The organism is Marinobacter arenosus (assembly GCF_019264345.1).
GTDB lineage: Bacteria > Pseudomonadota > Gammaproteobacteria > Pseudomonadales > Oleiphilaceae > Marinobacter > Marinobacter arenosus.
Genome location: NZ_JAHVAO010000001.1, coordinates 3,014,356 through 3,039,624 on the forward strand (window position 1 = coordinate 3,014,356; position 25,269 = coordinate 3,039,624).

General features: G+C 62.6%; 20 protein-coding genes. 11 read left to right on the plus strand and 9 right to left on the minus strand.

Translation table 11 applies throughout. The features are described 5' to 3' along the window. Window positions 1-10: 10 nt before the first annotated feature. The 6 genes from KXD86_RS13760 to KXD86_RS13785 form a co-directional block, all read right to left on the minus strand. The gene (locus KXD86_RS13760; RefSeq protein WP_218636571.1) at window positions 11-1,252 is read right to left on the minus strand and encodes a heme biosynthesis HemY N-terminal domain-containing protein; all 1,242 of its coding nucleotides are present in this window, start codon (window positions 1,250-1,252) and stop codon (window positions 11-13) included. Further along, window positions 1,249-2,382: a uroporphyrinogen-III C-methyltransferase gene (locus KXD86_RS13765; protein WP_218636572.1), complete on the minus strand. Its 1,134-nt coding sequence runs from the start codon at window positions 2,380-2,382 to the stop codon at window positions 1,249-1,251. The genes KXD86_RS13760 and KXD86_RS13765 overlap by 4 nt, the downstream gene beginning before the upstream one ends. Before the next feature lie 8 nt (window positions 2,383-2,390). Then, complete coding sequence (locus KXD86_RS13770; protein ID WP_218636573.1) at window positions 2,391-3,203, minus strand: uroporphyrinogen-III synthase; 813 nt, start codon at window positions 3,201-3,203, stop codon at window positions 2,391-2,393. Next, entirely contained in the window at window positions 3,184-4,125 is a 942-nt protein-coding gene (hemC, locus tag KXD86_RS13775) for a hydroxymethylbilane synthase (protein WP_218636574.1), read from the minus strand. Before hemC ends, KXD86_RS13770 begins: the two co-directional genes overlap by 20 nt. Window positions 4,126-4,220: 95 nt before the next feature. Further along, window positions 4,221-4,982, minus strand: coding sequence for a LytR/AlgR family response regulator transcription factor (locus KXD86_RS13780; protein ID WP_218636575.1), 762 nt, complete (start codon window positions 4,980-4,982; stop codon window positions 4,221-4,223). 9 nt (window positions 4,983-4,991) lie between these two features. Further along, a complete protein-coding gene (locus tag KXD86_RS13785; RefSeq protein ID WP_218636576.1) occupies window positions 4,992-5,984 on the minus strand; it encodes a sensor histidine kinase in 993 nt (330 codons plus the stop codon). Window positions 5,985-6,157: 173 nt separating this feature from the next. On the opposite strand from KXD86_RS13785, the gene argH reads away from it, so the two are divergent. Further along, window positions 6,158-7,567, plus strand: coding sequence for an argininosuccinate lyase (argH, locus tag KXD86_RS13790; protein WP_218636577.1), 1,410 nt, complete (start codon window positions 6,158-6,160; stop codon window positions 7,565-7,567). Window positions 7,568-7,597: 30 nt separating this feature from the next. On the opposite strand, the gene KXD86_RS13795 is transcribed toward argH, so the two are convergent. Then, entirely contained in the window at window positions 7,598-10,042 is a 2,445-nt protein-coding gene (locus KXD86_RS13795) for an EAL domain-containing protein (RefSeq protein ID WP_218636578.1), read from the minus strand. 145 nt (window positions 10,043-10,187) lie between these two features. Here KXD86_RS13795 and KXD86_RS13800 point away from each other — a divergent pair, with 145 nt between their 5' ends. From KXD86_RS13800 to KXD86_RS13830, 7 genes are all read left to right on the plus strand, one after another. Next, complete coding sequence (locus tag KXD86_RS13800) at window positions 10,188-13,046, plus strand: class I adenylate cyclase (RefSeq protein ID WP_218636579.1); 2,859 nt, start codon at window positions 10,188-10,190, stop codon at window positions 13,044-13,046. Between the two features lie 65 nt (window positions 13,047-13,111). Beyond that, window positions 13,112-13,288: an LPS translocon maturation chaperone LptM gene (gene lptM / locus KXD86_RS13805; RefSeq protein WP_218636580.1), complete on the plus strand. Its 177-nt coding sequence runs from the start codon at window positions 13,112-13,114 to the stop codon at window positions 13,286-13,288. 40 nt (window positions 13,289-13,328) lie between these two features. After that, window positions 13,329-14,579, plus strand: coding sequence for a diaminopimelate decarboxylase (gene lysA / locus KXD86_RS13810; protein WP_218636581.1), 1,251 nt, complete (start codon window positions 13,329-13,331; stop codon window positions 14,577-14,579). A 14-nt stretch (window positions 14,580-14,593) separates the two neighbouring features. Next, complete coding sequence (gene dapF / locus KXD86_RS13815) at window positions 14,594-15,508, plus strand: diaminopimelate epimerase (RefSeq protein ID WP_218636840.1); 915 nt, start codon at window positions 14,594-14,596, stop codon at window positions 15,506-15,508. Between the two features lie 16 nt (window positions 15,509-15,524). Beyond that, on the plus strand, window positions 15,525-16,271 hold the full coding sequence (locus KXD86_RS13820) for a DUF484 family protein (RefSeq protein WP_218636582.1): 747 nt from the start codon (window positions 15,525-15,527) through the stop codon (window positions 16,269-16,271). 10 nt (window positions 16,272-16,281) lie between these two features. Beyond that, the gene (gene xerC, locus KXD86_RS13825; RefSeq protein ID WP_218636583.1) at window positions 16,282-17,241 is read left to right on the plus strand and encodes a tyrosine recombinase XerC; all 960 of its coding nucleotides are present in this window, start codon (window positions 16,282-16,284) and stop codon (window positions 17,239-17,241) included. A 59-nt stretch (window positions 17,242-17,300) separates the two neighbouring features. Next, window positions 17,301-18,740, plus strand: coding sequence for a GGDEF domain-containing protein (locus KXD86_RS13830; protein ID WP_218636584.1), 1,440 nt, complete (start codon window positions 17,301-17,303; stop codon window positions 18,738-18,740). On the opposite strand, the gene KXD86_RS13835 is transcribed toward KXD86_RS13830, so the two are convergent. Then, window positions 18,734-18,967, minus strand: a complete 234-nt coding sequence (locus KXD86_RS13835) for a DUF2789 domain-containing protein (RefSeq protein ID WP_218636585.1) — start codon at window positions 18,965-18,967, stop codon at window positions 18,734-18,736. The two genes, KXD86_RS13830 and KXD86_RS13835, sit on opposite strands and share 7 nt — an antisense overlap. A 96-nt stretch (window positions 18,968-19,063) precedes the next feature. Between KXD86_RS13835 and KXD86_RS13840 the strand changes: the two genes are divergently transcribed. Next, on the plus strand, window positions 19,064-21,850 hold the full coding sequence (locus KXD86_RS13840) for an ATP-binding protein (protein WP_218636586.1): 2,787 nt from the start codon (window positions 19,064-19,066) through the stop codon (window positions 21,848-21,850). A gap of 14 nt (window positions 21,851-21,864) precedes the next feature. Here KXD86_RS13840 and KXD86_RS13845 read toward each other — a convergent pair whose 3' ends face one another. Further along, window positions 21,865-22,230, minus strand: a complete 366-nt coding sequence (locus KXD86_RS13845) for a hypothetical protein (protein WP_376770960.1) — start codon at window positions 22,228-22,230, stop codon at window positions 21,865-21,867. 215 nt (window positions 22,231-22,445) lie between these two features. Between KXD86_RS13845 and KXD86_RS13850 the strand changes: the two genes are divergently transcribed. Together KXD86_RS13850 and KXD86_RS13855 are read left to right on the plus strand one after the other, a co-directional pair. Next, window positions 22,446-23,033: a hypothetical protein gene (locus KXD86_RS13850; RefSeq protein WP_218636587.1), complete on the plus strand. Its 588-nt coding sequence runs from the start codon at window positions 22,446-22,448 to the stop codon at window positions 23,031-23,033. 145 nt (window positions 23,034-23,178) lie between these two features. Beyond that, window positions 23,179-25,260 carry a patatin-like phospholipase family protein gene (locus KXD86_RS13855; protein ID WP_376770979.1) on the plus strand — a complete coding sequence of 694 codons (2,082 nt, stop codon included), beginning with the start codon at window positions 23,179-23,181 and terminating at the stop codon, window positions 25,258-25,260. Window positions 25,261-25,269: the final 9 nt, after the last annotated feature.

The window sequence follows — 25,269 nt, forward strand, 5'->3', positions numbered from 1 at the left end:
GGAGTCGCCCTCAGGCTTTGGGCATCGGCAGTTCGGGCAGTCCGTTGTCGTTGGCCAGCCCCTGCATCATCAGCTTGATGCTGAGTTCTTCCTCGCCCATGTGGGCATTCAGTCGACTCAGTTCCGCCAGGGTTTCCCGGCTGCGGCGCAGCCGCAGGCTGGTCTCGAAGTATTCCCGGGCCTTGCCCCAGAGCTCGTTGCGAAGGCTCAGACGACCCAGCGCCAGCAAGAGTTCCGGGTTGTTCGGGCGGTCCTTGAGCCACTGTTCCGCGAGCAGCAGCTGCTCGTCCGGTTTTTGACCCTGAATGCGACCGTACAGGTTCACCAGCTCGTCACTCCAGTGATTGCGTAAGACTTTGCGCAGCAGGGTTTCGGTCTGTGCCTCGTCACCCAGATTCGCCAGCAGGCGGGCATAGTCCCGGATGGTGAATTCGTCCCGGCGCAGGAACCCGGGCAGCTCGTCCCACAGGCGGGTCAGCGGCTCCAGTGACGCGTTCGGATCCTCTTTTTGTCGCCGGCGACAGTCGTCGGCGGCGTTCTCCAGCAAGTTGTGCCAGACGAGGCGTTGCAGTTCGTTGAACTCGTCTTCCGGCAGCACATTGCGCTTTCGCAGTTCCGGCAGCAGTTTTGACAGTTCCCGCCAGTCCTCCAGTCGAAGGTAGGTGTTTTTCAGCAGTTTGAGCACGAACGGGTGATGCGGTGATTGCTTGCGCAGGCGCACGAGGGTGGCAAGCGCCTGCTCGAGGCGGTTGCCGGCGAGCTGTAACTGCGCCTGGGTGATGCCGACCGCCATATCCGAACCGGGTGTGCTTTCAAAGGCCTTGCGCAACAGGTCGTCGACCGCCTCGTGGTCACCGGATTCGAACGAGGCCTGGGCCGCCGCGAGGTAATTGATCAGCGGGGTATCGGCGTTGCCTGCAGCCGATGTCAGCAGTTTGCGCGCCCGGGGCCAGTTGCCCTCGGCCAGGGCCAGCAGCCCCTGGGTGGTCCGCCGACGGGCACGCCGTTCATTGCCACGGGCGATCCAGCCGGCCATGACACCGGTGCTCCGGCGGAAGCGGCGAAACAGGTTGAGGCTGACGACGATCAGCGTCACCAGCACCACCAGGCAGGCAACGCCTACCCAGAAGTTGGTCTCGATCAGGTAATGGCCCAGGCTGATGCGAATGTAGCCGAGATCATACTGCAGCCCGAGTGACAGCCCGGTACCGATCAGCAGGGCGAGCAGGACGACAAGCAGCAAACGGATCATGAATCATCGCCTCCGTTGGCATCGGTCTCGTCGTTGCTCTGCGGTTTGGCATTGTCATTGTTGTTGGCCTGGAGTCGTCCGGCCAGGCGTTCCTTGAGCAGGTCCAGGGATTGGCTGATGTCCGGCAGCGTCGGATCGACGTTCCGGTCGGCCAACTCGGTGAGGGTGTCGGAGAGGGCAAGCACCCGCGGATGGCTGGCGTCGTACCAGTTGTCGATGGTGTTCCTGGCCTTGGCAAGGGCCCGTTCATAAAGCGGCTGGTTGCCTCGGAGTACCGCCATTTCCGCCTCTTCCAGCATCAACTGGAGGTTCAGGCGGGCGTAGGCGCTCTGATCCGGGGACAGCAGAGGCTTGACCGGCTCATCCATGCGGCGGACCACCACCACCTGTTTCAGGGTGCTCTTGAAGGCGTCCCAACCCTCGGTCAGGGCGTTGGCATCGTCACTCGTGTCAGCGGAGTCCCCGCCCTCGTCGGCAATGAAACCCGGTGCCTGGGCATTGATCAGGGCCTGGTCGGTAAGCTGGTGGATGCTGTCGATTGCGGCTTCCAGTTGCAGGTAAAGGCCGGTGCGGTCGACGCCGGTGATGCCCTTGAGCGCGAGGATCTCTCGGGCCAGTTGTTGTCTGACCGGATACACCCCGATGTCGTCGGACTCGTTCAGCACTTCATCGGCCGCTTGCAGCGCGGACAGAGCGCCCCGGATGTCCTTCTCGATCATCAGCCGTTGGTTGGCGATCCGCAGCAGGTATTCGGCTTCCGCCAACAACCAGTCGGTTCGTGTGCGATTACCGGCTTCGAGCAATTCCCGGGCATTGTGGTCAATCTGGCGCTGCTGGGTGGCAATCAGCTCTCGCTGCGCCGCCAACTTCTGCTCCAGGGACTGCAACCGCTGGCTCTGCTGACTGCCACGATCTCCGTACAGGTCTTCCAGTTGTTCGGTGTCCTGTTGCAGGTTGGCGATGGATTGCTGAAGTGCCTGCTGGTTATTCCACTGTTGCCAGCTCCACAGGGCCAGGGCGACGGCGAGCGCCAGTGCCAGGAAGGCAATCAGCCACACGGGCCAGAGTCGCTGGCGGGCGGGCGGTTCCTTGGAAATGGTGGCGGGCAGTTGGTCTGTTGTCTCAGTCACGGGCGTCCTTACTTGGCTTTTCCGGAGCCACCGTCCTGGCCGTTCAGTTGCGCTGCAACGGTGGCCACGATGTCGTTATCGGCAAGGCTTCCTGGTATGCACGGATTCTCGAATCCCGCAACGCGCGCCTGCTCGGCGACCCGATCTGCGGGAACAATCAATAACCTATCGTATAGATTATGGCTGCTATTCGCACATAGTGCGATGAGATTGTTCAAGGTTTCGCCCGAAAGAGTGACGATCGCTTCCGGTGCAAAGTCGCCCAGCAGCTGGTTGATATGCTCGGGCGTGTAAGCGGGCGTGATACGCCGATAGAGGGACAATACCGAGACCCGGGCACCACGTGCCTCAAGGGTTTCGCGAATCAGTTCGCGCCCGTTCTCGCCGCGCACCAGCAGTACCCGTTCGTTGTTGACCTGAGCCAGCGAAGGCAGAGCCAGCAGGGCTTCGCTGGTCCAGCCGGAGGCCGGTTTGCGAATGCTCAGGCCCTGGCCGGCCAGAACGGCTGCGGTTCCGGCCCCGACGGCGTACCAGCGGATACCCGCCGGGACCTGCGGCCACCAGGTGTCCAGCTCGTCCAGCAACAGGCGGGCAGCGTAGGGGCTGACGGTGATGATGTGGGTGAACTGGTCGAGATCGAGGATCAGCGTACGCCGTTCCGGGGTTTCCGGCAGAGCTTCCCGTTCGATCAGGGGGAGCACCCGGGCGTCGGCGCCGGCCGCGCGAAAGCACTCGGCCAGGCGGAAGGCCTCGGGTTCCGGCCGGCAGATCAGGATCCGTCGGCCTTCGAGACGGAGGGGCTCAGCGTGGGGTGTGGCCATAAATTTCAGCCAGCACCTTGTCGGCACCCAGTGCCAGCAGGTCTTCGGCCAGTTCCCGGCCAAGACGTTCGCCTTCACCCCGCGGAGCCCGGCCCTCTACCCGGAAGATCTGGGTGCCGTCGACGGCACCAACCAGGCCGCGCAGCCACAGCGTGTTCTCGTCTTCAAGCAGGGCATAGGCTGCGATGGGCACCTGGCAGCCGCCTTCGAGGCGACGGTTCAGGGCCCGCTCCGCGCTCACCCGATCCCAGGTGTCCTTGTGGTTCAGCACCGCGAGCATGTCGCGCAACTCGCTGTCATCGAGCCGGCACTCGATGCCGAGGGCGCCCTGGCCCACGGCCGGCAGCGATACGGTGTCCGGCAGGCAATAGCGAATCCGGTCATGGAAGCCCAGGCGTTTCAGGCCGGAGCTGGCCAGCACGATGGCGTCGTAATCGCCGGCGTCCAGCTTGGCCAGACGGGTGTTCACATTACCCCGCAGGACCCGGATCTGCAGGTCCGGGCGATAGGCTCGCAGCTGGGCTTCGCGCCGCAGGCTGGCGGTGCCCACGACGGCACCGTCCGGGAGCGCATCGACATTGTCGTAGTTGTTGCTGACAAAGGCGTCGGTAGGATCCTCGCGTTCGCAGATGGCGACGAGGCCCAGACCTTCCGGAAACGTCATGGGGACGTCCTTCATGGAGTGCACGGCCAGATCGGCCCGACCGTCCAGCATGGCCTCTTCAAGTTCCTTCACAAACAGACCCTTGCCGCCAATCTTGGCCAGGGGGACGTCCAGGATCTTGTCGCCCTGGGTTTTGATCTTCACCAGCTCGACCTCGACATTGTCGTTCAGGCGTTCCAGCTCGGCCTTGATGAATTCGGCCTGCCACAGTGCCAGGGCACTGCTGCGGGTTGCGATGCGAAGGGTACGTTTAGACATGACACTCACTGCCGGTTCGGAAAATGTCCGCCAAGGTTACCTTGTGACAGCAAAAAAGTCCCGCTGGGAACGTCCGGATAACCCGAGGGGCCGTGCTAGCCGGGTTGGTGCTCCTGCAGCCACTGGCGAACGCCGCTGGCATGGCGCCGGCTCACCGGGAGTTCACCCCGCTCGCCCCGGAGCACCACCACGCTCTGGCCGTCCGGCGTGCGTTTGAGGGCCTGCACGAAGCGCACGCCCACGAGGGTGTGGCGGTGAATGCGCAGCAGGTGGCGCGGGTAGGTGCTCTCAAGTTCCTTCAGGGTGTAGTCGCAGATGGTTTCGCCATTGGCGTGGTGCAGGGTGACGTACTTCTGGTCGGCCTCGCAGTAAAGTATGTCCGCCAGATCAATCAGTTCGGTGCCCCGATAGGTCTTCACCGCCAGGTGTTCATCGTCCTCGGTGCTCAGTTCGGTCAGGGTCTGGAGCTGCACCCGGTTGACCCGACCGGCGCGCTCCAGGACGTCGGCCAGGGCCTCCTTGCGTACCGGTTTGAGCAGGTACGCGGTGGCCTGGACGTCGAACGCCTGGATGGCGTAGTGATCGTAGGCGGTGCAGAACACCAGGGCCGGCGGGTTAGCCATTTGCCCGAGCCGGCTCGCCGCCTCCATGCCGTCCATGCCCGGCATGCGGATGTCCAGCAGCAGGATGTCCGGTTCCAGGTCCGCGATCTGCTTCAGGGCGGCGTTGCCGTCCGCCGCCTCGCCGCAGACCCGGTAGCCGGGGAGGGCTTCCACCAGACGACGCAAACGTTCACGCGCCAGTGGTTCATCGTCGGCGATCAGGATGCTGCGGGTGGATGAGGGGCTGTTGGGCATGTCCGGAGATCAGGTCCTTGTGGTCGATGCGGTTTGCGAGTTGGCGCTCTGGCGCGGCAGTCGCAGCGTCACCGTGTAGATGTCGTTCTGGTGGCTGTGTTTGAGCACTGCAGGCTCGCCAAACAGGGCCTGCAGCCGCAACTGGATGTTTGCCAGGGCCATGCGGTTGCCTTCGTGCTGACGGTCGTTGTGATCCGGTTTCGGATTCTGAACCAGCAAGTATACAAAATCGCCCCGGGCCTGTGCCTCCACGCGCACGGTGCCGCCGTCGGGTCTGGGCTGGATGCCATGGTAGATAGCATTCTCCACCAGTGGCTGCAGGGTCAGGGGTGGGATGGCCTGTTGTTCCAGTCCGGGTTCGATGTGCCAGTCAAGGGTCAGGCGATCGCCCAGGCGCAGGGCCTCGATGGCCAGGTAGCGCTGGCACAGATCCAGCTCCCTGGACAAAGGGATCAGCTGGTCGACGGTGCGCAGGCTGGCGCGAAAGAGTTCCGAGAGATCGAGTACCGCCTCTTCGGCCTGGTCGGGGTTGACCGCAATCAGGCTGGCGATGGTGTTCATGCTGTTGAACAGGAAGTGAGGCTGGATACGCGCCTGCAGGGCGGTCAGATGGGACTGCATTTCGGCTTCGCGCTGTTGTTGCCACTGGTGCTGGAGGTAGAAGTAGCGCAGCACCATTAACGCGATCAGCAGGGCCAGCAGCAGTTTCTTGGCAATGCCCTGCCAGACCGCAACCCCGGCCTGGGGATGCAGGACGCTGTCGGCGAACAGACTGAAGGCCAGCACATCCAGCAGAACGATGGCAACGATGCTGAGCGTGGCCCGGGCCACCGACATTCTTGCCAGCCGTTGCCGGAGCAGGCAGATCAGGGCGGCACTGGTGAGCGTGGTCCACTGAACAAACAGTGACAGCAGGCCAAAGTAGTTCCAGTCGATCCAGCCTGCGTTTGCCTGAACGATCGCCAGCACCAGAACCAGCAGTTCGCTGGTGATCAGGAGCATGAATACGGCCCGCACCCGGCACAGGTCCGGAACGAAGAACTCGTTGACTGCTACACCTTTGTCGCCGTTCAGGGGTGGCTCCTTTACACGGGTCAGAATGCTATACTCCCGCCACGTTCAATGTACCCAATTCCCGCCAGATGATGCCGGGCTGTCAGCAGGAAAGATAGACCATGACGGATCAGAATAAGTCTGACCAGACCACAACCTCCGAAAAACCCTGGGGCGGACGCTTCAGCGAACCCACCGACGCCTTCGTGGAGCGTTTCACCGCCTCCGTGGGTTTTGACCAGCGCCTTTATCATCACGACATCACCGGTTCCATCGCTCATGCCACCATGCTGGCCGCCGTGGGCGTGCTGACCGACGAAGAGCGCGACACGATCATCGAAGGCCTTAAAGGCGTCAAAGCGGATATCGAGGCCGGCACCTTTGAATGGTCGGTGAGTCTGGAAGACGTTCACATGAACATCGAAGCCCGCCTGACCGATCGTATCGGCATCACCGGCAAGAAGCTGCACACCGGTCGCAGCCGCAACGATCAGGTGGCCACCGATATCCGCCTGTACCTGCGCGACGAGATTGATGTGATCGCCGAGGAACTGGCGCGCCTGCAATCCGGTCTGCTGGATCTGGCCGAACGGGAAGCAGATACCATCATGCCGGGCTTTACCCATCTGCAGACGGCCCAGCCCGTGACCTTCGGCCACCATCTGCTGGCCTGGTACGAGATGCTGGTCCGTGACGCCGAGCGTCTGCAGGACTGCCGCAAGCGGGTGAACGTCATGCCCCTTGGCGCTGCCGCGCTGGCCGGTACCACCTATCCCATCGACCGCGACATGACCGCGCAGCTGCTGGGCTTTGACCGGCCGACCGAAAATTCGCTGGATTCGGTCAGCGACCGGGACTTCGCCATCGAATTCTGCAGTTTTTCCGCCCTGCTGATGACGCACCTGTCCCGCTTCAGCGAAGAGCTGGTGCTGTGGACCTCTGCCCAGTTCGACTTTATCGACCTGCCGGACCGGTTCTGCACCGGATCCTCGATCATGCCCCAGAAGAAGAACCCGGACGTGCCGGAACTGGTGCGAGGCAAGACCGGCCGGGTCAATGGTCATCTGATCAGCCTGCTGACCCTGATGAAAAGCCAGCCGCTGGCCTACAACAAGGACAATCAGGAAGACAAGGAGCCCTTGTTCGACACCGTTGATACCATCAAGGGCTGCCTCAAGGCCTACGCCGACATGATCCCGGCTATCCGGGCCAAGGCCGACAACATGCGGGTGGCGGCCAAGCGTGGTTTCTCAACCGCCACCGACCTGGCGGACTACCTCGTCAAGAAGGGTGTGGCCTTCCGCGACGCTCACGAGATCGTTGGCAAGTCGGTGGCCTTCGGCGTCGCCGAGGGGCGCGACCTGTCCGATATGACCCTGGACGAGCTGAAGCAGTTCTCCGACGTAATCACCGAGGACGTGTTCGACGTCCTGACCCTCGAAGGCTCGGTGCAGGCCCGTAACCATCTGGGTGGCACTGCGCCGGATCAGGTTCGGGCGGCCGTCAGCCGGGCCCGTAAACGCATGGGCTGAGCCGAAATGATCGGCCTCCGGGCGCTTCGGTCAGCCGCCGATGCGCCCGGTGGTCAGGTCCACTGCCGCCGGCGTCAGTTCGGCCAGCGGCTGTGGGCGTGAAAGCCTGAAGCCCTGACCGTAATGGATGCCCAGGGTTCTGACCTTGCTCAGGGTGTTGTCGTTTTCGATGAAGGTGGCCACAGTCTGCTTGCCCGCCACTTCGGCAATTCGGTGCAAGGCCTCAACCATGACCTGTTGCACCGGATCGTCCTCCAGGTGCTGCATCATCCGCCGATCCAGCTTGATAATGTCCACCGGCAGCTTCGCCGCGAGGCTGTAACTCTCCACCGAGGCACCGGCACCATCCAATGCCACGCGGCACCCCACCCGGTGCAGGGCATCGCACAGCACCGCCACGTCGTCGGGGTACTGGGTTGCATGGCTTTCGCGGATCTCCAGGCAGAAGCAATCCGGGGCGAACGGCGAGTCCCGTAGCTGGTCTTCCAGGAAATCCGCAAACGTGTCATCCAGGACACTGGCCAGGGACAGGTTGAAACCGCAGTATTTCAGCCGGGGTTCCAGCAGCCGATGGTCACCCAGCCAGGCCAGGGTCTGGCGGATCACCTGTCGATCCAGGCGTTTGGCAAGATCGAATCGTTCGGCCACCGGCAGGAACTGGTCGGGACGAAGTTCGTCCTCATGCTCGCCGTCGCCGGGGATGCGACACAGGATTTCGATATGATCGCCCCAGGTCACACTGGCAACCGGCTTGAGAGCCTGGTAGGCGAGGATCAGTTTCTGGTTGTCCAGGGCCTTCCGGATCAGTTCCACCTGTCGGTTCGTGGTGCCTTCGTCGGTCTGCAGGGCCAGCGCCCGGGCCGTGTGGATGCGGTTGCGGCCAGAGGTCTTGGCGGTATGGCAGAGGTCCGAGGCCTGGCTCAGCAACTGTTCCGGGTCGCTGGGCACCTCGCTGTCCATCATCAGCAAGCCGCCCGAGGCGGTCGTCCTCAGGGAATGGCCTTGCCATTCGAAGACGAACTCGCGAATCAGTTCCAGGATGTCCTCGGCAATCTTTCTGGCCCTGGATTCGGGGCAGTTCTCGATCAGCAGCGCAAAGGTGTCGCCAGACAGGCGCGCAAGCGCATCCCGCTGGCGCACGCGTATGCCCAGATTGCCCGCCAGCTCCCGAAGGTAGCGGTCGCAGGTACCGCTGCCGGCTACCTCGTTGAAACGCTCGAATTCGTCGAGATCCAGGTACAGCAGGCTGTCGCAGGATTCCCGATGGGTTTTCTGTTCCAGGGTCCGCAGCAGTCGGGCGACAAAGGCGCGACGGTTCATCAGTCCGGTCACCGGGTCATGGCGGATGCGGTATTCACTGCTGGCGCAATGATTGACCCGCTGGCTGATGTCCCGGGCCACATGCACCGCGCCGATCGTTTCGCCCTGACCGTTGGTCAGCCGCTGGTAATGGAATTCGTAGACCGGCAACTCCCGGTTCTGCTGCGCCAGCGGCATTTCCACCACAAAGCTGTCGCGGTCGAACGCCCGTTGCCACAGCCGTTCGATGAGCCGGCGCTCGTTGGGGTGGTCCGGCAACAGTTGTGTCAGGTTATCGCCGGGTTTGGGCGTCACGCCAAAAACGTTGGTGAACTGGTGACGGAACAACTCGTTGCAGTGCAGCAGGTTCAGTTCGCGATCGACGGCGGCGACCAGGTCCGGCGTCGCCTGTGTGGTGGCGTTCAGTATCTCTTCTGCCCGCTGTCGGGACTGATCGCGTTGCATGGTCGGGGTATGATCCACCAGGATCCCGCCCAGGCGCTGGATGCGTTTGCCGTTTTTCAGGGGGCGTCCGTTCAGCGTGACCTTGCGGATATTCTGGCGCGCGGTGAGCAGATTCAGTTCCAGGGAAAACGGGGCGCCTGATCGAATACACCGCCGGAACATTGCCCGCACCCGGTTCTGCCCGGTCTGGCAGTAAAACAGCGCCTGTTCGGGCGTGATGTCGCAGCCCGGGCGCAGTTCCAGCAACCGGAAAACGCCCTCGCTCCAGGTCATTTCGTTGGTCTGGGTATCCAGCTCCCAGATCCCGAACGCGGCACTGTCCTCGGCCGATGCCAGCAGGCGTGGATCCATGTTGCCGCTGTCCCGTTGGGTGATGCTGGCATTGGCGGCCTTGTCGGAATCCCGCATGGTCAGGCGCAGACTCAGACACGCGGTGTAAAAGAAACCTTCCTTGTGGCGAAAGGTGACAAGGGCATCCTGACCCCGCTCGATCCGGTGGCGATTCGCCGGGGCGAAGGGGTCGTCCTGGCGGGAGGCGAGTATCCTGTGGACCGGATGACCTTCAAGCTCGCTGGCGTCGTAGCCCAATACGGATTCGGCGTAACGGTCGGCGTACAACACTTTGCCGTCGTCATCGATTCGCAGCAGTGCGCTGCGCTCGGATCCCCTGGGCTGATCGGAACGGTAACGACGGATGACGAATTCTTTCACAACGGGTGAGCCTCGGTATTCTTCGGTACGATTCTGCAGGTTGCCCGGAACGAGCCGGCCCCGCTTTTATTTTTTTGCCGGTTTTGCCACGATGCGTCCATCATACTGATACTCTGACTGAAAAGAACCTCTCCCCGGAGCTGCCTTGACCGCCCATGTTGCCCCGATTGCCCTGGATTTCGATGAGGGCATAGATCGCAAGACCCTGCGCCGTCTGCGGGACCGGTTCCTGTCGGTCAATCAGCAACGCTGGGATCGGGCGTGCTCCGCACTGACCTACCGCCAGCAGATCGTGCTGGAAGTGTTGCCGCTGGTGTTCCACGCCAATCATCCGGCGTTGCCGGGCTACACAGACGCCGATTGTCCGTATGGCTTCAGTCATTACCAACCCCCGTCCCGAACCCTGAACGCGGCACGCCGCCTGGCGCGAACCTTCAGTGTCCGCAATGAAGGCAAACGCAGGCCCGACCTCGACGCCCTGTTCCTGATGGGGAGTCCGGGCACGCTGGGGCATTCCGTGGCCAGTGACCTGGACCTGTGGCTCTGCCACCGGAGTGACCTGCCGGAGCGGGGCATCCAATGCCTGGAGCGTAAAGCGGAAAAACTGTCGGAATGGGCGGGGTCGCTCGGCGTGGAGCTTCACGTGTTCGTGTTCTGTGCGGAGGACTGGCGGGCCGGCCGACAGCGCGCCGAAGTGACCGGCGAGAACTGCGGCAGTGCCCAGCATTACCTGCTTCTTGATGAGTTCTACCGGACCAGTATTCACCTGGCGGGGCGCTATCCGATGTGGTGGCTGATCCCCGCGGAGTGTGAGTCGCGCTACGACGAATGCATGCGACAGCTGGTGGGCTGCCGCTTTGTTCGGGGCGACGAATACATTGATTTTGGGCCGGTGTCGGCCATTCCCGAGGAGGAATTCCTGGGGGCGGGCGTGTGGCAGCTCTACAAGGGTATCGACGCGCCCTGGAAATCCATTCTCAAGCTGTTGCTGATCGAGTGTTACGCCCAGACCGCGGGCCAGCCACTGCTGTCGAGTGTGTTCAAACAGGCCGTGTTCCGGGGCGAGACCGAGGCCGACGGCCTGGATCCCTATCTGCTGCTCTACAACCGGCTGGAAACCTGGCTGCTGGATTCGGGGATGTCAGGGCGTCTGGACCTTGTCCGCCGCAGCCTCTACCTGAAAGCGGGGTTGCCGTTGACCCGGGCCGACTCGGCGCCGGAGCGTTGGCGGGTGCGCCTGCTGACCCAGCTGGTGGAACGGTGGCAGTGGCAGGAGCCAGCCCTCGCTGAACTGGATAACCGTCACCAGTGGCGTGCCGAGGATGTCACCCGGCTGCGCCGCCTCATCGTGGCCGAACTCACTCACAGCTATCGACTGCTTTCAAAAATGGCCCGGGATCACGGGACCCGGGCGACCATCAGCGTCGGCGACATCAACCTCCTTGGCCGCAAACTCTATGCGGCGTTCCAGCGCAAAGCCGGCAAGATCGAGCAGATCAACCCCGGCCTGGCGCCGTCACTGGTGGAGGAAAACCTGGCCTTCTACCACCAGTCGGAGCAGGGGAGGGACGGCAATGGCTGGTTGCTTTACCGGGACCTTGAAGATCCGGCCGACGCCTTCTGGCAGCCGGCCATCCGCCGGTCGGGCAACCTGACCGAACTGATGGTGTGGTGTTACTGCAACGGCCTCTTGTCCCGGTCAACCCGGCTGAATGTGCGGGCTGGCCAGAGCGTGGCGTCGGTCAGTGAACTGCGGGAAATGCTCGAAGCCCTCGCCGGGTTTCTTCCGTTTCCGATCGAACCGGCGGACCGGGAGGCGCTTTCGCGAGGCGTCCGCCCGGTGCGCAATCTGTTGCTGGTGAACGTTGGCGTCGACCCCCAGGCCCACCTGACCGAAAAAGGCCTGCACAAGCTCAGCGCACGGCATGATTCGCTCGGCTTCAGCGGCGGGCGGGAGAATCTGGTGGTCACGATTGATCAGATCACCTTCAACAGCTGGCACGAGGTGAGTCTCCAGCACTACGCCGCCGGCGACACGCTGATCCAGTGCTTGAAGAACGTGCTCGCGTCGGTGGCGGTGGATCCGTCCGAGGTGCCCGGTATCCAGGTCCATGGCCACAACCGGGGGCACGGAGCCGCCATCGCGCGGCGTGTCCAGGAGCTGTTCAGCGATGTTCTGCGCCAGTTTTTTGCGGGCGGGCTGGGGCCGCATCCCTTGCGTTATGTGATTGAAGTGGATCGGCGGTATTTTATGCTCCAGTTCAACGGTCGGGAACCCGGGTTCATCGCCCTCGACAGCTTTGGTGCCCTGCTGGAGCACCTTGCCTTGCCTCAGGATAGGTACCTGCCCGTGGTGTTCGACCGCTATGCGATTCCGGAGGATCCCGCCCTCAGAGCCGTGTCCCAGGCGTGCGAGCCGGACAACATCCAGGTGTTTTACTGCATCCGGGGTGAGCGGGCACGGATCTGGGTGGTTGATGAGCTTGGGTCGCTTTCAACCTGGGAACAGGCGGTCGGTAACCGGCGTTATCTGCTGGCGCCCCTGCTTCGCTTTCTCGAAAATTTGGTGGAGCGCCGCATGCTTCGCCGCAGCGATGCCCCGACGGTGCTGGCGGGCGTTCAGTGCCAGGAAGTCGTGAACCGGGACGGCCACTGGCGCACCGAGCTCCGTCCCGATACCGAGTCCACATCGACTCTCCCCGGCCTGGAGGTCCAGGCTGTGGGGGTGCAGGAGGGCGGCAGTCGGGTCCGGTTCGACATGTTCTGCGGCGAGCAGGAATTCACCGTCCAGGAATATGGGGATCAACTGATTTCCGCGGTGGCCCATTACATCCGATCCCAGCGCCAGGATCGCGAGGACTATCCGGTCTACCTGACGGACGTGCATCTCCCCCATGACCTGGATCCCCAGGTCTATCAACTGGATATCCAGACCAGTCAGTACCTCCATTACCGGTCGATTCTGGAGCGCGCCCTTAACCAGGCCCTGCAGGGCAACGGCTAGCGTCCTCGCCGCGCGGGCCGGGTCTCAGGTATACTTGCGCCATGGTAAACTCAGGGGTAGCAGGAATGCGCGCGGGAAAGGTCTGGCTGGCGGGTCTGGTGGTGTTGTTGGCGGTGACTGGCTGTGGTCAGAAAGGGCCGCTGTACCGGGAGGATCCCGCCGTATCTGCCCGTGCCACAGACGCGGTGACGGCCGAGCCCGGAAGCCGGGACGTGCGCGACGATGAGGACGCTGGCGAATAACGAGCCGCCCTCCGGCCCCGTATAACGAATCAGGAAGCTCATGGATCACTTCAACTACCGCAACGGCGAACTCTTTGCCGAGGATGTGCCTGTCTCTGCCATTGCCGAGCGTTTCGGAACGCCGGCCTATGTCTATTCCCGGGCGACCCTGGAACGTCATTATCGCGCCTACGATGACGCCCTCAAGGGGCGGCCACATCTGGTCTGCTATGCGGTCAAGGCCAACAGCAACCTTGCGGTACTGAACGTCCTTGCCCGCCTTGGTGCGGGGTTTGACATTGTCTCCGCCGGTGAGCTGGAGCGAGTGCTGCGCGCCGGAGGTGACGCCAGCAGGGTGGTCTTCTCCGGTGTTGGCAAGCAGGAGTGGGAAATGAAGCGTGCCCTGGAAGTGGGTGTACGCTGTTTCAATGTGGAGTCTGACACCGAGCTCGACCGCCTGAATGCCGTCGCCGGTGAGCTGGGCGTGCGGGCGCCGGTCTCCCTGCGTGTGAATCCGGACGTCGATGCCGGCACCCACCCCTACATTTCGACCGGCCTGAAAGAGAACAAATTCGGCATTGATATTGCCGAGGCGCCTGCCGTCTACGCCCGGGCGTCGGCTATGCCCCATCTCGATATTCAGGGCGTTGACTGTCACATCGGTTCGCAACTGACGTCGGTGTCGCCGTTTCTGGACGCCCTGGATCGGGTGCTGGCGCTGATCGACGAACTTGCCGGGCAGGGTATTCACATCCGGCACCTCGACATGGGGGGCGGCCTCGGCGTTACCTACAATCAGGAACAGCCGCCCCAGCCGTCGGACTATGTAACGGCCCTGGCCGAGCGCCTGGGCGACCGCGAGCTCGAACTGATCATGGAACCCGGGCGATCCATTGCGGCCAATGCCGGCATCCTGATTACCCGCGTCGAGTTCCTGAAGTGCACTGAACACCGGAATTTTGCGATCATCGATGCCGCCATGAACGACCTGATCCGCCCGGCGCTCTACAGTGCCTGGCAGGCCATTGTGCCCGTTACCCCGCATCAACAGGGCGAGGAGAAATCCTGGGATCTGGTGGGGCCGGTGTGCGAGACCGGCGATTTCCTGGGCAAGGATCGCCTGCTTCGACTGCAGGCCGGTGATTTGCTGGCGGTTCGGTCCGCCGGCGCCTACGGGTTTGTCATGAGTTCCAACTACAACAGCCGCAACCGGCCGCCGGAGCTGATGGTGGATGGCGACCAGGTGCATGTGGTGCGTCGTCGTGAAACCCTGGACGACCAGCTCGCGCCCGAGAGTTGTCTGCCGGAATGAGCGGAGCACAGGATATGGGGCAACAGCGACGAGGCCAGGCTGCAACCATGCGATTCACCAAGATGCACGGCCTTGGCAATGACTTCATGGTGGTCGATGCCATCAGCCAGCCGTTCCGCCTTCGCCCGGAGATGATCCGGGAGCTGGCGGACCGCAATTTCGGTATCGGTTTTGACCAGTTGCTGGTCGTGGAACCCCCGGGGCTGCCGGATGTGGATTTTCGCTACCGCATCTTCAACGCCGACGGGTCCGAAGTTGAGCAGTGTGGCAATGGTGCCCGCTGTTTTGCCCGGTTTGTTCGCGATCAACGCCTGACCAACAAGAAGGTCATCCGGGTGCAGACCGCCAAAGGGGTGATCGAGTTGCGGGTTGGCAAGGATGGCCTGGTCATGGTCAACATGGGGATTCCGGAGCTCAATCCTCCCGCCATCCCATTTGCCGCTGATCGTCGCAAGGAGGTCTACACCGTCGATGTGAATGGCAGCACGGTGGAGCTGAGTGCGGTATCCATGGGCAACCCCCATGGTGTGCTGCTGGTGGACGACGTGGACACCGCCCCGGTAGAGACCCTCGGTCCCAGGCTCGAGAATCACCCCCGTTTCCCGGCCCGCGCCAACATCGGGTTTCTCCAGATCATTGATCGCACCCACGCCCGGCTGCGGGTGTTCGAACGAGGCTCCGGTGAGACGCTCGCCTGTGGCAGCGGCGCCTGCGCGGCGGTCGTGGCCGGTTGTCTGCGGGGCCTGCTGGATCCTCGGGTTGAAGTGGAACTGCGTGGTGGGCGGCTGGTGATTGAATGGCAGGGGGAGGGTACCCCTGTTATGATGGAAGGCCCTGCAACGAGTGTCTTCGAGGGACAGTTGCGGTTGCCCGGCGATCATCAGGGACGTCGTCGGAGAAACAGCAGACCAACCAAACAACGGTCCTGACAGTCAGGAGAACGTGATGACAGACCAAGCGGCCCGCCAGAAGGCCGGAGAGCTCAGCCGCGAGCAGGTGGCGGAGTATCTGCGGGAGAATCCGGATTTCTTTGTGGATCAGGACGAGCTGCTTCGCAGTCTGACCCTGCCTCACGACAGTGGCCGGGCAATCTCGCTGGTGGAGCGTCAGGTGCACCTGTTCCGTGAGCAGCGGGATACCCTGCGTCGCGAACTGGTGGAGCTGGTGGCCATTGCCCGTCAGAACGACCGGCTGTTCGAGAAGAGCAAACGCCTGCTGATGCAGGTCATTGAAGCCCGCACCCTCAATGACATGGCGTCCGCCATCGATGACAGCATTCGGGGTGATTTTGGGCTGGATGCGGCTTCGGTCCTTCTGTTTACCGATCGGCCTCTGCCTGATCCGTCTCAGGGCGCGCTTCACGTCGTCCGCCCGGACGAAGCCCACGAGCGTCTCGGGAGCCTCCTGGAGGGCAGCCGTGCAGTATGCGGCCAGTTCCGGGAAAGCGAGCGCCAGTTCCTGTTCCCGGACCGCGAGGAACCCATCGCCTCGGTTGCGCTCGTGCCCCTGCGCAGCAACGACCTGGTCGGGGTGTTTGCCGTCGGAAGCTGCCAGCCTGGCTATTTTGACCAGAGCATGGGTTCCCTGTTTCTGAGTTACATCAGCGATACCCTGAGCCGGCTGCTCCCGCCCATGGTTCAGCGTCACACCGGAGCGGCGCCGGTGGCGGACATCGCCACGGAATCTCGCTAGGGTGCCCGACATGACCGGGCAACTGGAACCTCCAGCTAGCCTGATCGCTCCCCTGGAAGCCTTCATCGGTCATCTCGCCTCGGAAAAACGGCATTCGCCCCGCACCTGTGACAGTTACCAGCGCGACCTTCGGGGGCTGGCCCGCTGGTTGTCCCACGATCAACAGGATCAGTGGCAAAGGGTCTCCAACCATGACCTTCGCCGTTATGTGGCGGCACTGAGTCGAGACGGGCTGAATGGCCGCAGCATTGCCCGCCACCTGTCCGCCATCCGGCGTTTCTACCAGTACCTGTTACGGGAACGTCTGGCCACCGACAATCCGGCCCTGGATATCCGGGCCCCGAAGAGCGCTCGGCGACTGCCCAAAGTGGCCGATGTGGACCAGCTCAATCACCTGCTCGATGCCCGTCCGGACGATCCGCTGGAAGTGCGCGATCTGTGCATGTTCGAGTTGATGTACTCCTCCGGGCTCCGGCTGTCGGAACTGGCTGGCCTGGACGTGGACTCGGTCGATCTTCAGGGCGGCGAGGTGCGGGTGCTGGGCAAGGGCGGCAAAGAGCGGGTCCTTCCGGTCGGACGCAAAGCCCGGTCCTCGTTGCAGGCGTGGCTGCCGGTGCGAGCCGGCCTGGCGATGGAAACGGAGCAGGCGCTGTTTGTCAGCCGGCGGGGCGATCGGCTCAGCCATCGCAGCATCCAGGCCCGGCTCAACCGTTGGGGCCTGGCCAAAGGTGCCGACCAAAAACTCCATCCCCACCTGCTGCGCCATTCCTTCGCCAGCCACATGCTGGAATCCAGTGGCGACCTCCGGGCCGTCCAGGAACTGCTCGGCCATGCCGACATCGCCACCACCCAGGTCTATACCCACCTCGATTTTCAACATTTAGCCCGGGTTTATGACCAGAGTCACCCCAGAGCTCGCCGTCATCCGTATCATGGGCAAAAACGTAAGCAGGACGGTGCCGAGGACTAACCTGGCACGGGGCCAAGCCCGCGACGTGCGGTCAGAACAGGCGAACAAGGGAGCACTGAATGACATCTGATCAGTCCTGGAAGGAAAAATACCTTCAGGAGCTGGAATCGGCCGACCTTCGGGCCCAGCAATGGAAAGTTGAGCGCAATACCCTGGAACGGATGCTGGTGCGGACCAGTCTGGCCTCGGAAGGCCAGACCCCGGAGCTCGACCGACTGCTGGCGAAGGTTCGCAAGGACCTGCGCCAGAAAAACGTGGATGTCGATGCCTGGCGGGAGCTGCAGGAGCAGATCGACCGACAGGTGACCTTGCTCGACGAACGGAGCCCGCCCGAAAGCGAGAGCAATCCGGAGGCGCCCATCGTCGATCCGGGATGCGGTTCCGTCGAACCGCGGAACGTTCCCGGGGACGAACGGGATCTGGCCGACAATACCCAGCGTCTCCGTATAGCCCGGCGTATCGGGCAACTGCTGGGGCAGCTGCTGAATACGGTTGCCCTTGAACCCACCGCCGAAGCCCGTGCCCGGGCCCTGCAGCAGGCGTTGCTGTCCAGCAACGACTGGAACGAGCTGCGGGAGGGGCTGAACCACGTCGCCGAGCTGGTGATTGCGGCGGTTACCCGAAGCCAGCGAGAGTTCGAGGCCTTTCTCAAACGACTGGACGAGCGACTCGAGGCGCTGCGGGCGCATTTTTCGGAGCAAACGTCCGCCCAGTCGAGCCGACTGACCGCATCCGAGGCCCTGGACCGTGAAATCCGTCAGGAGCTGGAGCGGGCGGGGTCTCAGTTGCGGGACAGCGACGATCTGCAGCAGCTTAAAGCCTCAGTCAGTCATCACCTGTCGTCCATCGGCGAGGCGGTGGGACGTTACCGTGAACAGGAGACGGAGCGGGAGAGGGTGCTTTCGGAACAGTTGGCGGTCATGCAGGAGAAGATCGCGGCCATGGAGGCCCACTCGGAACAGGTGCAGAAAGAGGTGCGGCGCGAACGCCACCGGGCAATGACGGACTTACTGACCCAACTGCCGAACCGAGAGGCCTGGCAGGAGCGCCTGTCCTTCGAGTTCAATCGCTGGCAGCGATATCAGCAGCCATTAACGGTTGGCGTGCTGGATATTGATTTTTTCAAGCGGATCAACGACTCCTATGGCCACAAGGCGGGCGACCGGGTGCTGCAGCTGGTGGCCCGAGAGCTGAGTGAACGGCTCCGGACCACGGACTTCATTGCCCGCTTTGGTGGTGAGGAGTTTGTTTTGCTGTTTCCCGAGACCACGCCGGATGAAGCCAAAGTGGCGATGGACAAGCTGCGGCAGCATGTCGGCAAGCTGCCCTTTCATTTCAGTGGTGAGCCGGTAACCGTCACGTTTTCCGCTGGCCTGGCGGCCGTTGGGAGAAAAGACTCGGAAGCGACCGTGTTTGATCGTGCCGACCGCGCCCTGTACCTCGCTAAGGACAACGGCCGGAATCGCGTTCAGATCAGTGCAGAACAGGCAGGTCAGTGACGCATCATCGCGTCCAGTTCATCAATGATCTCAGCCCAGTCGCTATCGTCCTCAAGGCCTTCTTCCAGGAAGTGGGACTGACTTTCGGACCAGAACGGAGCATCCTGCAGCGCAATCTCCCGGGGCAGCGGCGAGTACCGTGCCACAAAGTCCTCAATGCTCTTTTCGTCGGCCGCCAGACCGAGCTGCTCGAAAAGGGTACTGAGCGTGTGCTTGCTTGTATCCATGGATACCGATCTCCTGATTGACGGTTGCCTGAATGAAATCCCGTTCGTTTGCAGGTATTGTTCCCTGAAATGTAGCGGAACCCTTGAGGATATCCAGTGAAGGTCATCCTTCCCTTCTTACTATGCTGCCTGCTTGCGCTGTTTCAATCCCCGCTTCGAGCGGACCCACCCCAGCCGTCGCCGTCGCCGGTTCTCGGCAGCGACGAACTGAGCTGGCTCGCTGAGCAGGAAAGCTTCCGGATTGGGGTGCGCGTAGGGCAGGTCCCGCTGATCTTCGATACCGGTGATGGCACGCTGGCCGGCACTTACATTGATTACCTGGCCCGGCTCTCCGACAAGCTCGGGGTGCCGATGAATCCTGTGATTCTGCCCGCGGCCGATGAGCCCGGTCAGACTACGCCGGACACCGATGCGGTGTTGACCACCCGCCTGCCCCAATCTCTGGTCACCCCGGGGAAACGCTACAGCGAACCGGTGATGACGCTCACCTATGGTCTGTTTGTCAGTGCCGGTGACGTTGCGATACGCAGTCTGTCGGATCTGGAGGGCGGACGGATCGCAGTCATCGATGGCGATCTCAACCAGTACCCCATGCTGGATCCGGTCGAGAGCTTCACGCCGGTCGAGGTTGAAAGCATCGCCGAGGCCGTCAGCCAGGTGCTGTCGGGCCAGGCCGATGCGTTCCTGGGCCCGGTGGCGGTGGTTTCCGATTACCTGCAGTCGGCGATGATCAACGGCATTGGCTTGTCGGCTCTGCTTGATGAAACCCCGGTGGACGTTGTGTTCCAGGTGGATGTCGACGACGACCGCCTTTACTACGTCCTGAACCAGGCCATCGCGGCCATCAGCCACACCGAGCACCGGGTGATTCGACAGGCCTGGTTGCAGGCGGATCTGCCGGCCCTGGAGCGCAGCGGTCTGGAATTGTCGGTCTCTGATCAGGAATGGCTCAAGCGGAACCCGAACCTGAGAGTCGCCTTCCGGTCGGACTGGCCGCCGTTCGAGTATGCCCAGGATGGACGGCCGACCGGACTGGTGCCGGATCTCGTGACCCGGCTCGAAACGGAGCTCAGTGCACGGTTCAACCGCATCGTAGTGCCGGACCGCATGGCCGCCGAGTCACAGTTGCGGGATGGCGACATCGATATCCTGCCGGGGCTGTCGCGGACGCCTCGGACTGAAAACGAGTATCTGTTTACCCGGGCCTACCTCACCGTACCGATCGCCCTGGCCATCAGGGACGACGGCCGCTTTATCGGCGATCTGCGGGAGTTGCGGGATGAACGCGTTGGCGTGGTCAACCGGCACGCGGCGCACGATTACCTGCTGATCAACCATCCGAACCTGGATATCTACCCCGTGAATACCGTCGAGGAGGGGCTGCTGGCCCTGTCCAACGGCGACCTGGAAGTGATGGTGACTCACATCCCGGCGGTGAGTTATACGGTTGCCAGGCTGGGGCTCTCGAACCTCCGGATCACCAGTATTACCCCTTACGAGTACGATCTTCGGCTGGCTGTCAGAAAGGACAAGCCGGAGCTGCACCGCATCCTGAATCAGGCCCTGAACAGCCTCGAAGCCACCGAGACCGAAGCGATCTACAATCGCTGGATTCATCTGGATATCGAGCAGGAAACCGACTACACCGTGGTTCGCCGGGTGGTGCTGATTGCCTTGCTGGTGGTGCTGATTTTCCTCTACTGGAACCGCAAACTGTCGCGGGAGGTGGACGAGCGCATCCGGTCGGAGAATGCCCTGCGACGCAGTGAGGACGAACTCCGGGCGGCAAAACTGGAGGCGGAACGGTTGGCGCGGGAAGCGGAAACGGCGAGTCTGGCCAAGAGCGAGTTCCTTGCCAACATGTCCCACGAGATCCGAACGCCGATGAATGCGGTGATCGGTTACAGCGACCTGCTGAACAACACGGTGACGGACCCACAGCAACGTACCTACCTTGAGGCCATTCGAGCCGGCAGCCGCAGCCTGCTGATGCTGATCAACGACATTCTCGACCTGTCCCGCATTGAGGCCGGGAAAATGCGCCTGGATTACTCGGCGGTTTCCCTGCGCCGCCTGCTCGGTGATGTTCGTCATATCTTTGATCTGCGGGCCCGGGAGCAGGGCATTACCCTGGAAGTCAGTGTCGATTCAAAAATGCCGGCCGCCATGATGCTGGATGAGACCCGGCTCCGTCAGGTGCTGTTCAACCTGGTGGGCAACGCCATCAAGTTCACCCACAACGGCGGTGTGACCGTCAGGGCAACGGCCAGACCGCTCAAGCCCGAGGAAATCCCGGAGGACGAGGGCGAGTCAGACCGCCAGTACTATCACCTGGTGGTCACGGTAAAGGACACCGGGATCGGTATTCCCGCGGATCAGCGCGAGCGCATATTCGACGCATTCGAACAGCAGGAAGGTCAGAACACCCGGCGTTATGGTGGTACCGGTCTGGGGCTGGCCATCAGCCGTAAACTGGCGCGCATGATGGGCGGCGATCTGGAGGTGGAAAGCGAGCCCGGGACCGGGTCGGTGTTTACGGTGGTCATTCCGAGAGTGGCCGCCACCGGTGAGCAGGCCGAGGATGAAGGCGAGCCGAAGGAAGAGGAGCGGCTGCTGGCCCAGACGCTCAGCATGCAGGAGCGCGGCTGGTTACGGGAGCAGCTGGCCTCGGACTTCGGGGACGAGTGGAAAACGGTTCGGGAGAGCGGCGATCCCGAGCAGATGAAGGATTTCGCACGGCGGGTGCAGGCCTGGGGGCAGCGGTTCCGTTCGCGCTCGGTGACCCGGTATGGGGAGAAACTGCTGGCCGATGTGGAAGCGTTTAACCTGGATGCGGTGAACAGCTCACTGGAGGCATTTCCCAAGCTTCTTGGCCGCCAGTAATTGCGGAGATCCAGTTACAGGCAATCGAATTGGGAACGGCGGTCGAAGGCGACGGCGACCATGTCATATCCGGAATCGGAGAGCTGGCGGATCAGTTCGCGGTCCTTCAGAAGGGTCATGCACACCTTGTGCACGCTGGCCTGAAGCTGCTCTACTGGAGGCTGGCGGGATTCGAACCGGAAATCGACAATCAGGTACTTGCGGTCGATGGCGGAGGATGCGGGAATATCCTCGCGCTCAACACTCTCGTAGCCGATGTAGGTGGCCTGATCCTGGGGGAAGATCTGGCTCATCAGGATATCCAGGTTTTCGGCCTGGGCCGAAAAGGCTGGCATCAACAGGGCGGCGGTCATGACACCAAGCGCCAAGGTGTTTTTCATGAGAGTCACTCCCGGTGACAATCCGGCGTTCGTGTTACGGAATGTAAAGTTTCGTTACGGTGGATTATCGCAGAGTACCCTGCATTTTGCGTGATCGAGTGCATGGATTTTTCAATTGTTTGCAGTTTGCATGTTGTTAGGTTGCGGGGCAGACGCGGCCGGCGGCCACGCTATCAACTATTCTGTCATTAGAACAGTCATTAAGAGGAAATCGCATGTTTCAGCTTGTCTTTAGGGGAGAATGCGCTCCCGGTACGGATCCGGAAACCGCCAGAAGTAACGCCCGCAGCCTGTTCAAGGCCAGCGTCGAGCAGGTGGACCGCATGTTCAGCGGTCAGCCGGTGGTGATCCGTAACAAACTGGAGGAAGTGCAGGCCGAAAAGTACCGCGCGGTCCTGAAAAAACACGGCATGATTGCCCATGTGCAGCCTATGGCGGGGGCAGAGCCGGCCCGGCCAGCGCCGGCGAAGGCTACGCCACCCAGGGCTGAAACGGCACCTCAACCCGAGGCCGCCGCCGCGCCCCGGGGCAAGGTGCCGGAGACCGAGCCGGGAGAGCGCCTGCCGGTCGCCGGCGAAAAGGTGGATGACATCCTGTCGGGCTCCGGCCTCGGCCTCGATCCGGTCGGGGTGACCCTGATGGAGCATACCGAGGTGGAGCCGCCCATGTTCCAGCACCTTGATGACTGGACGCTGGCGCCCGCGGGCACGGATCTGGGGGTTGACCGGGAGCTCCCGTCACCGGTGGTGCCGGACGTGTCACACCTTTCCCTGGCGGACGACGACGCCACCGGCAAGTCGTGAAGTGGGCTCCGGGAACAGGATCCTTCAGCGGGTGAGAACGGTCTTCCTGATACTCGGCCTGGCGGTGGCTGTCGTCGCGCTGCCACTGTCCGCGGCCGAGCGTCCCCGCGTGGGGCTGGTATTGAGTGGCGGCGGGGCCAAGGGCATGGCCCACGTGGGCGTTCTGCGAGTGCTCGAGGAAATGAATATTCCGGTGGACCTGGTGGTGGGAACCAGCGCCGGTTCGGCGGTGGGGGCACTCTACGCATCGGGCGTAGCCGTCGAGGACATTGAGCGCCGGTTCATCGAAATGGACTGGCTCTCCAGTTTTCAGGATGATCCGGGCCGCGTCTACAAACCGGTGCGGCGCAAGAGTGAAGAGGTCCGCTTGCCACTGACCCCGGGTATCGGCCTGCGCGCCGATGGCCTGCACGTAGGCAGCGGCATCATCGCCGGCCAGAACCTCGGTTTCATCCTGAATGAACTGACCCGCAGCGCCGCCCTGGTGGAGGATTTTGACCGGCTGGCGATTCCTTTCCGGGCGGTGGCGACGGACCTCGAAACCGGTGAGCAGGTCGTGCTGGGGGATGGCAATCTAGCGGAAGCCATTCGTGCCAGCATGAGCATTCCCGGCGTTTACGCGCCGGTTCAGCGTGACGGGCACTTGCTGGTGGATGGCGGCGTGGCCAATAACCTTCCGGTCAGCGTGGCCCGTGACATGGGCGCGGACGTTATCATTGCCGTTGACATCACCGATGCCCTCATGGATTCCGAGGAGCTCAGGGAAGCCTTCTCGGTCGTTGGCCAGCTCACCACCATCATGACCCGGCGCAACACCGATGAGCAGTTGGCCTTGTTGGGTGACAAAGACGTTCTGATCCGGCCCGACCTGGAAGGTTACAGCTCCGCCGACTTCTACGATGCATTGACGCTGTTTGAACTGGGGGCCACGGCGGCTCGCGAACATGCGGTTGAGCTGAGACCGCTGACCGTCTCGCGGACCGACTGGACAGCCTATAAGGCGCAAAGGGCCTCCCGGGCCTACAGTACGGGGCCGATCGTACGGATACGGATCGAACAGGGCCGGTCCCTGGCCCCCGAGTTCCTGCGGGAGCGGATACAGCAGGAAACCGGCGAACCGCTGGATGTCGAAGTGCTTGAGGAGGATCTGAAACGGATCTACGGTCTGGGTTACTACGAGACCGTCTCCTACTCCCTGGCGCCGTCTCCGGAGGGCACCGTGCTGACAATCCAGGTGCAGGAAAAAAGCTGGGGCCCGAATTATCTGTCCTTCGGGCTCAGTTACGAAGACAACTTCGATGGCGAGAACCGGTTCAATCTGGCCTCCGGCCTGAGAATGACCGAGCTAAATGATCTCGGTGCCGAGTGGCAGACCGGCGTTCAATTGGGCACGGAGCCCTGGGTGCGAACCCAATGGTACCAGCCGTTGGATTACGGCTATAAGCGTTTCCTGGTCGTGGGCGGCGAATACACCCGGGAAACGTTCAGTCTGTACGACGGGGGCACCAGTCCCGTGGCCGAGGTAGACGTCACCTCCCGTCAATTGGACGTTGCCCTTGGCACCGAGCTGGGTGGAAACGCCGAAGCCCGCCTCAAGTACACCCGTGGGTACGCGTCCGTCGATGAGCTGGTCGGGCAGCCGCTCGTGCGGGAGGACAACGTCCACCGCGGCGGCATCAGCCTGCAACTGGTGCATGATTCCCTCGATGATTCCTTCTACCCTCGGCACGGCGCCTTTGCCGGTCTGCGCGGGCGATTGGAGCGGGAAGATCTGGGCTCGGACCGTCACTTCGATTCGGTGACGGCCATGTTGCTCGGGACCGACAGCTGGCAGGGCTTTAACCTGACGGGGCTGGTCTACGGGACGGCGGTGACCAGCGGCGAGCCGGGTATCGAAAATGCGGTGAGGTTGGGTGGTTTTCGCCGGCTCTCGGCCTACGCCCCCGGCCAGATCACCGGTGATAACGCCCTGCTGGGATCGGTGTACGCCAGTCAGGCCTTTGGAGGCCCGTTGATGCCCTGGTTTGCCGGGGCGGGCTTTGAGGCGGGTAACGCCTGGGAGTCCTTTGATCAGGCCAGCTGGAACAATTCCGTGCGCTCCTGGAGTCTGTTTGCCGGCGTGGATACCTTCCTTGGGCCGGTACAGCTGGCTGCCGCCTACAACAACCGGGACGACTGGACCGCCTACCTGAACATCGGGTTCTCCTACACCCAGCTGTTCTACTGACGCTCGGGG

Bases quoted from the DNA above. Each gene is read 5' to 3' on its own strand.
- KXD86_RS13760 (WP_218636571.1), bottom strand. From the start codon at position 1,252: ATGATCCGTTTGCTGCTTGTCGTCCTGCTCGCCCTGCTGATCGGTACC.
- KXD86_RS13770 (WP_218636573.1), bottom strand. From the start codon at position 3,203: ATGGCCACACCCCACGCTGAGCCCCTCCGTCTCGAAGGCCGACGGATC.
- hemC (WP_218636574.1), bottom strand. From the start codon at position 4,125: ATGTCTAAACGTACCCTTCGCATCGCAACCCGCAGCAGTGCCCTGGCA.
- KXD86_RS13780 (WP_218636575.1), bottom strand. From the start codon at position 4,982: ATGCCCAACAGCCCCTCATCCACCCGCAGCATCCTGATCGCCGACGAT.
- KXD86_RS13785 (WP_218636576.1), bottom strand. From the start codon at position 5,984: ATGCTCCTGATCACCAGCGAACTGCTGGTTCTGGTGCTGGCGATCGTT.
- argH (WP_218636577.1), top strand. From the start codon at position 6,158: ATGACGGATCAGAATAAGTCTGACCAGACCACAACCTCCGAAAAACCC.
- lptM (WP_218636580.1), top strand. From the start codon at position 13,112: ATGCGCGCGGGAAAGGTCTGGCTGGCGGGTCTGGTGGTGTTGTTGGCG.
- lysA (WP_218636581.1), top strand. From the start codon at position 13,329: ATGGATCACTTCAACTACCGCAACGGCGAACTCTTTGCCGAGGATGTG.
- dapF (WP_218636840.1), top strand. From the start codon at position 14,594: ATGGGGCAACAGCGACGAGGCCAGGCTGCAACCATGCGATTCACCAAG.
- KXD86_RS13820 (WP_218636582.1), top strand. From the start codon at position 15,525: ATGACAGACCAAGCGGCCCGCCAGAAGGCCGGAGAGCTCAGCCGCGAG.
- xerC (WP_218636583.1), top strand. From the start codon at position 16,282: ATGACCGGGCAACTGGAACCTCCAGCTAGCCTGATCGCTCCCCTGGAA.
- KXD86_RS13830 (WP_218636584.1), top strand. From the start codon at position 17,301: ATGACATCTGATCAGTCCTGGAAGGAAAAATACCTTCAGGAGCTGGAA.
- KXD86_RS13835 (WP_218636585.1), bottom strand. From the start codon at position 18,967: ATGGATACAAGCAAGCACACGCTCAGTACCCTTTTCGAGCAGCTCGGT.
- KXD86_RS13845 (WP_376770960.1), bottom strand. From the start codon at position 22,230: ATGAAAAACACCTTGGCGCTTGGTGTCATGACCGCCGCCCTGTTGATG.
- KXD86_RS13850 (WP_218636587.1), top strand. From the start codon at position 22,446: ATGTTTCAGCTTGTCTTTAGGGGAGAATGCGCTCCCGGTACGGATCCG.
- KXD86_RS13855 (WP_376770979.1), top strand. From the start codon at position 23,179: ATGGCCCACGTGGGCGTTCTGCGAGTGCTCGAGGAAATGAATATTCCG.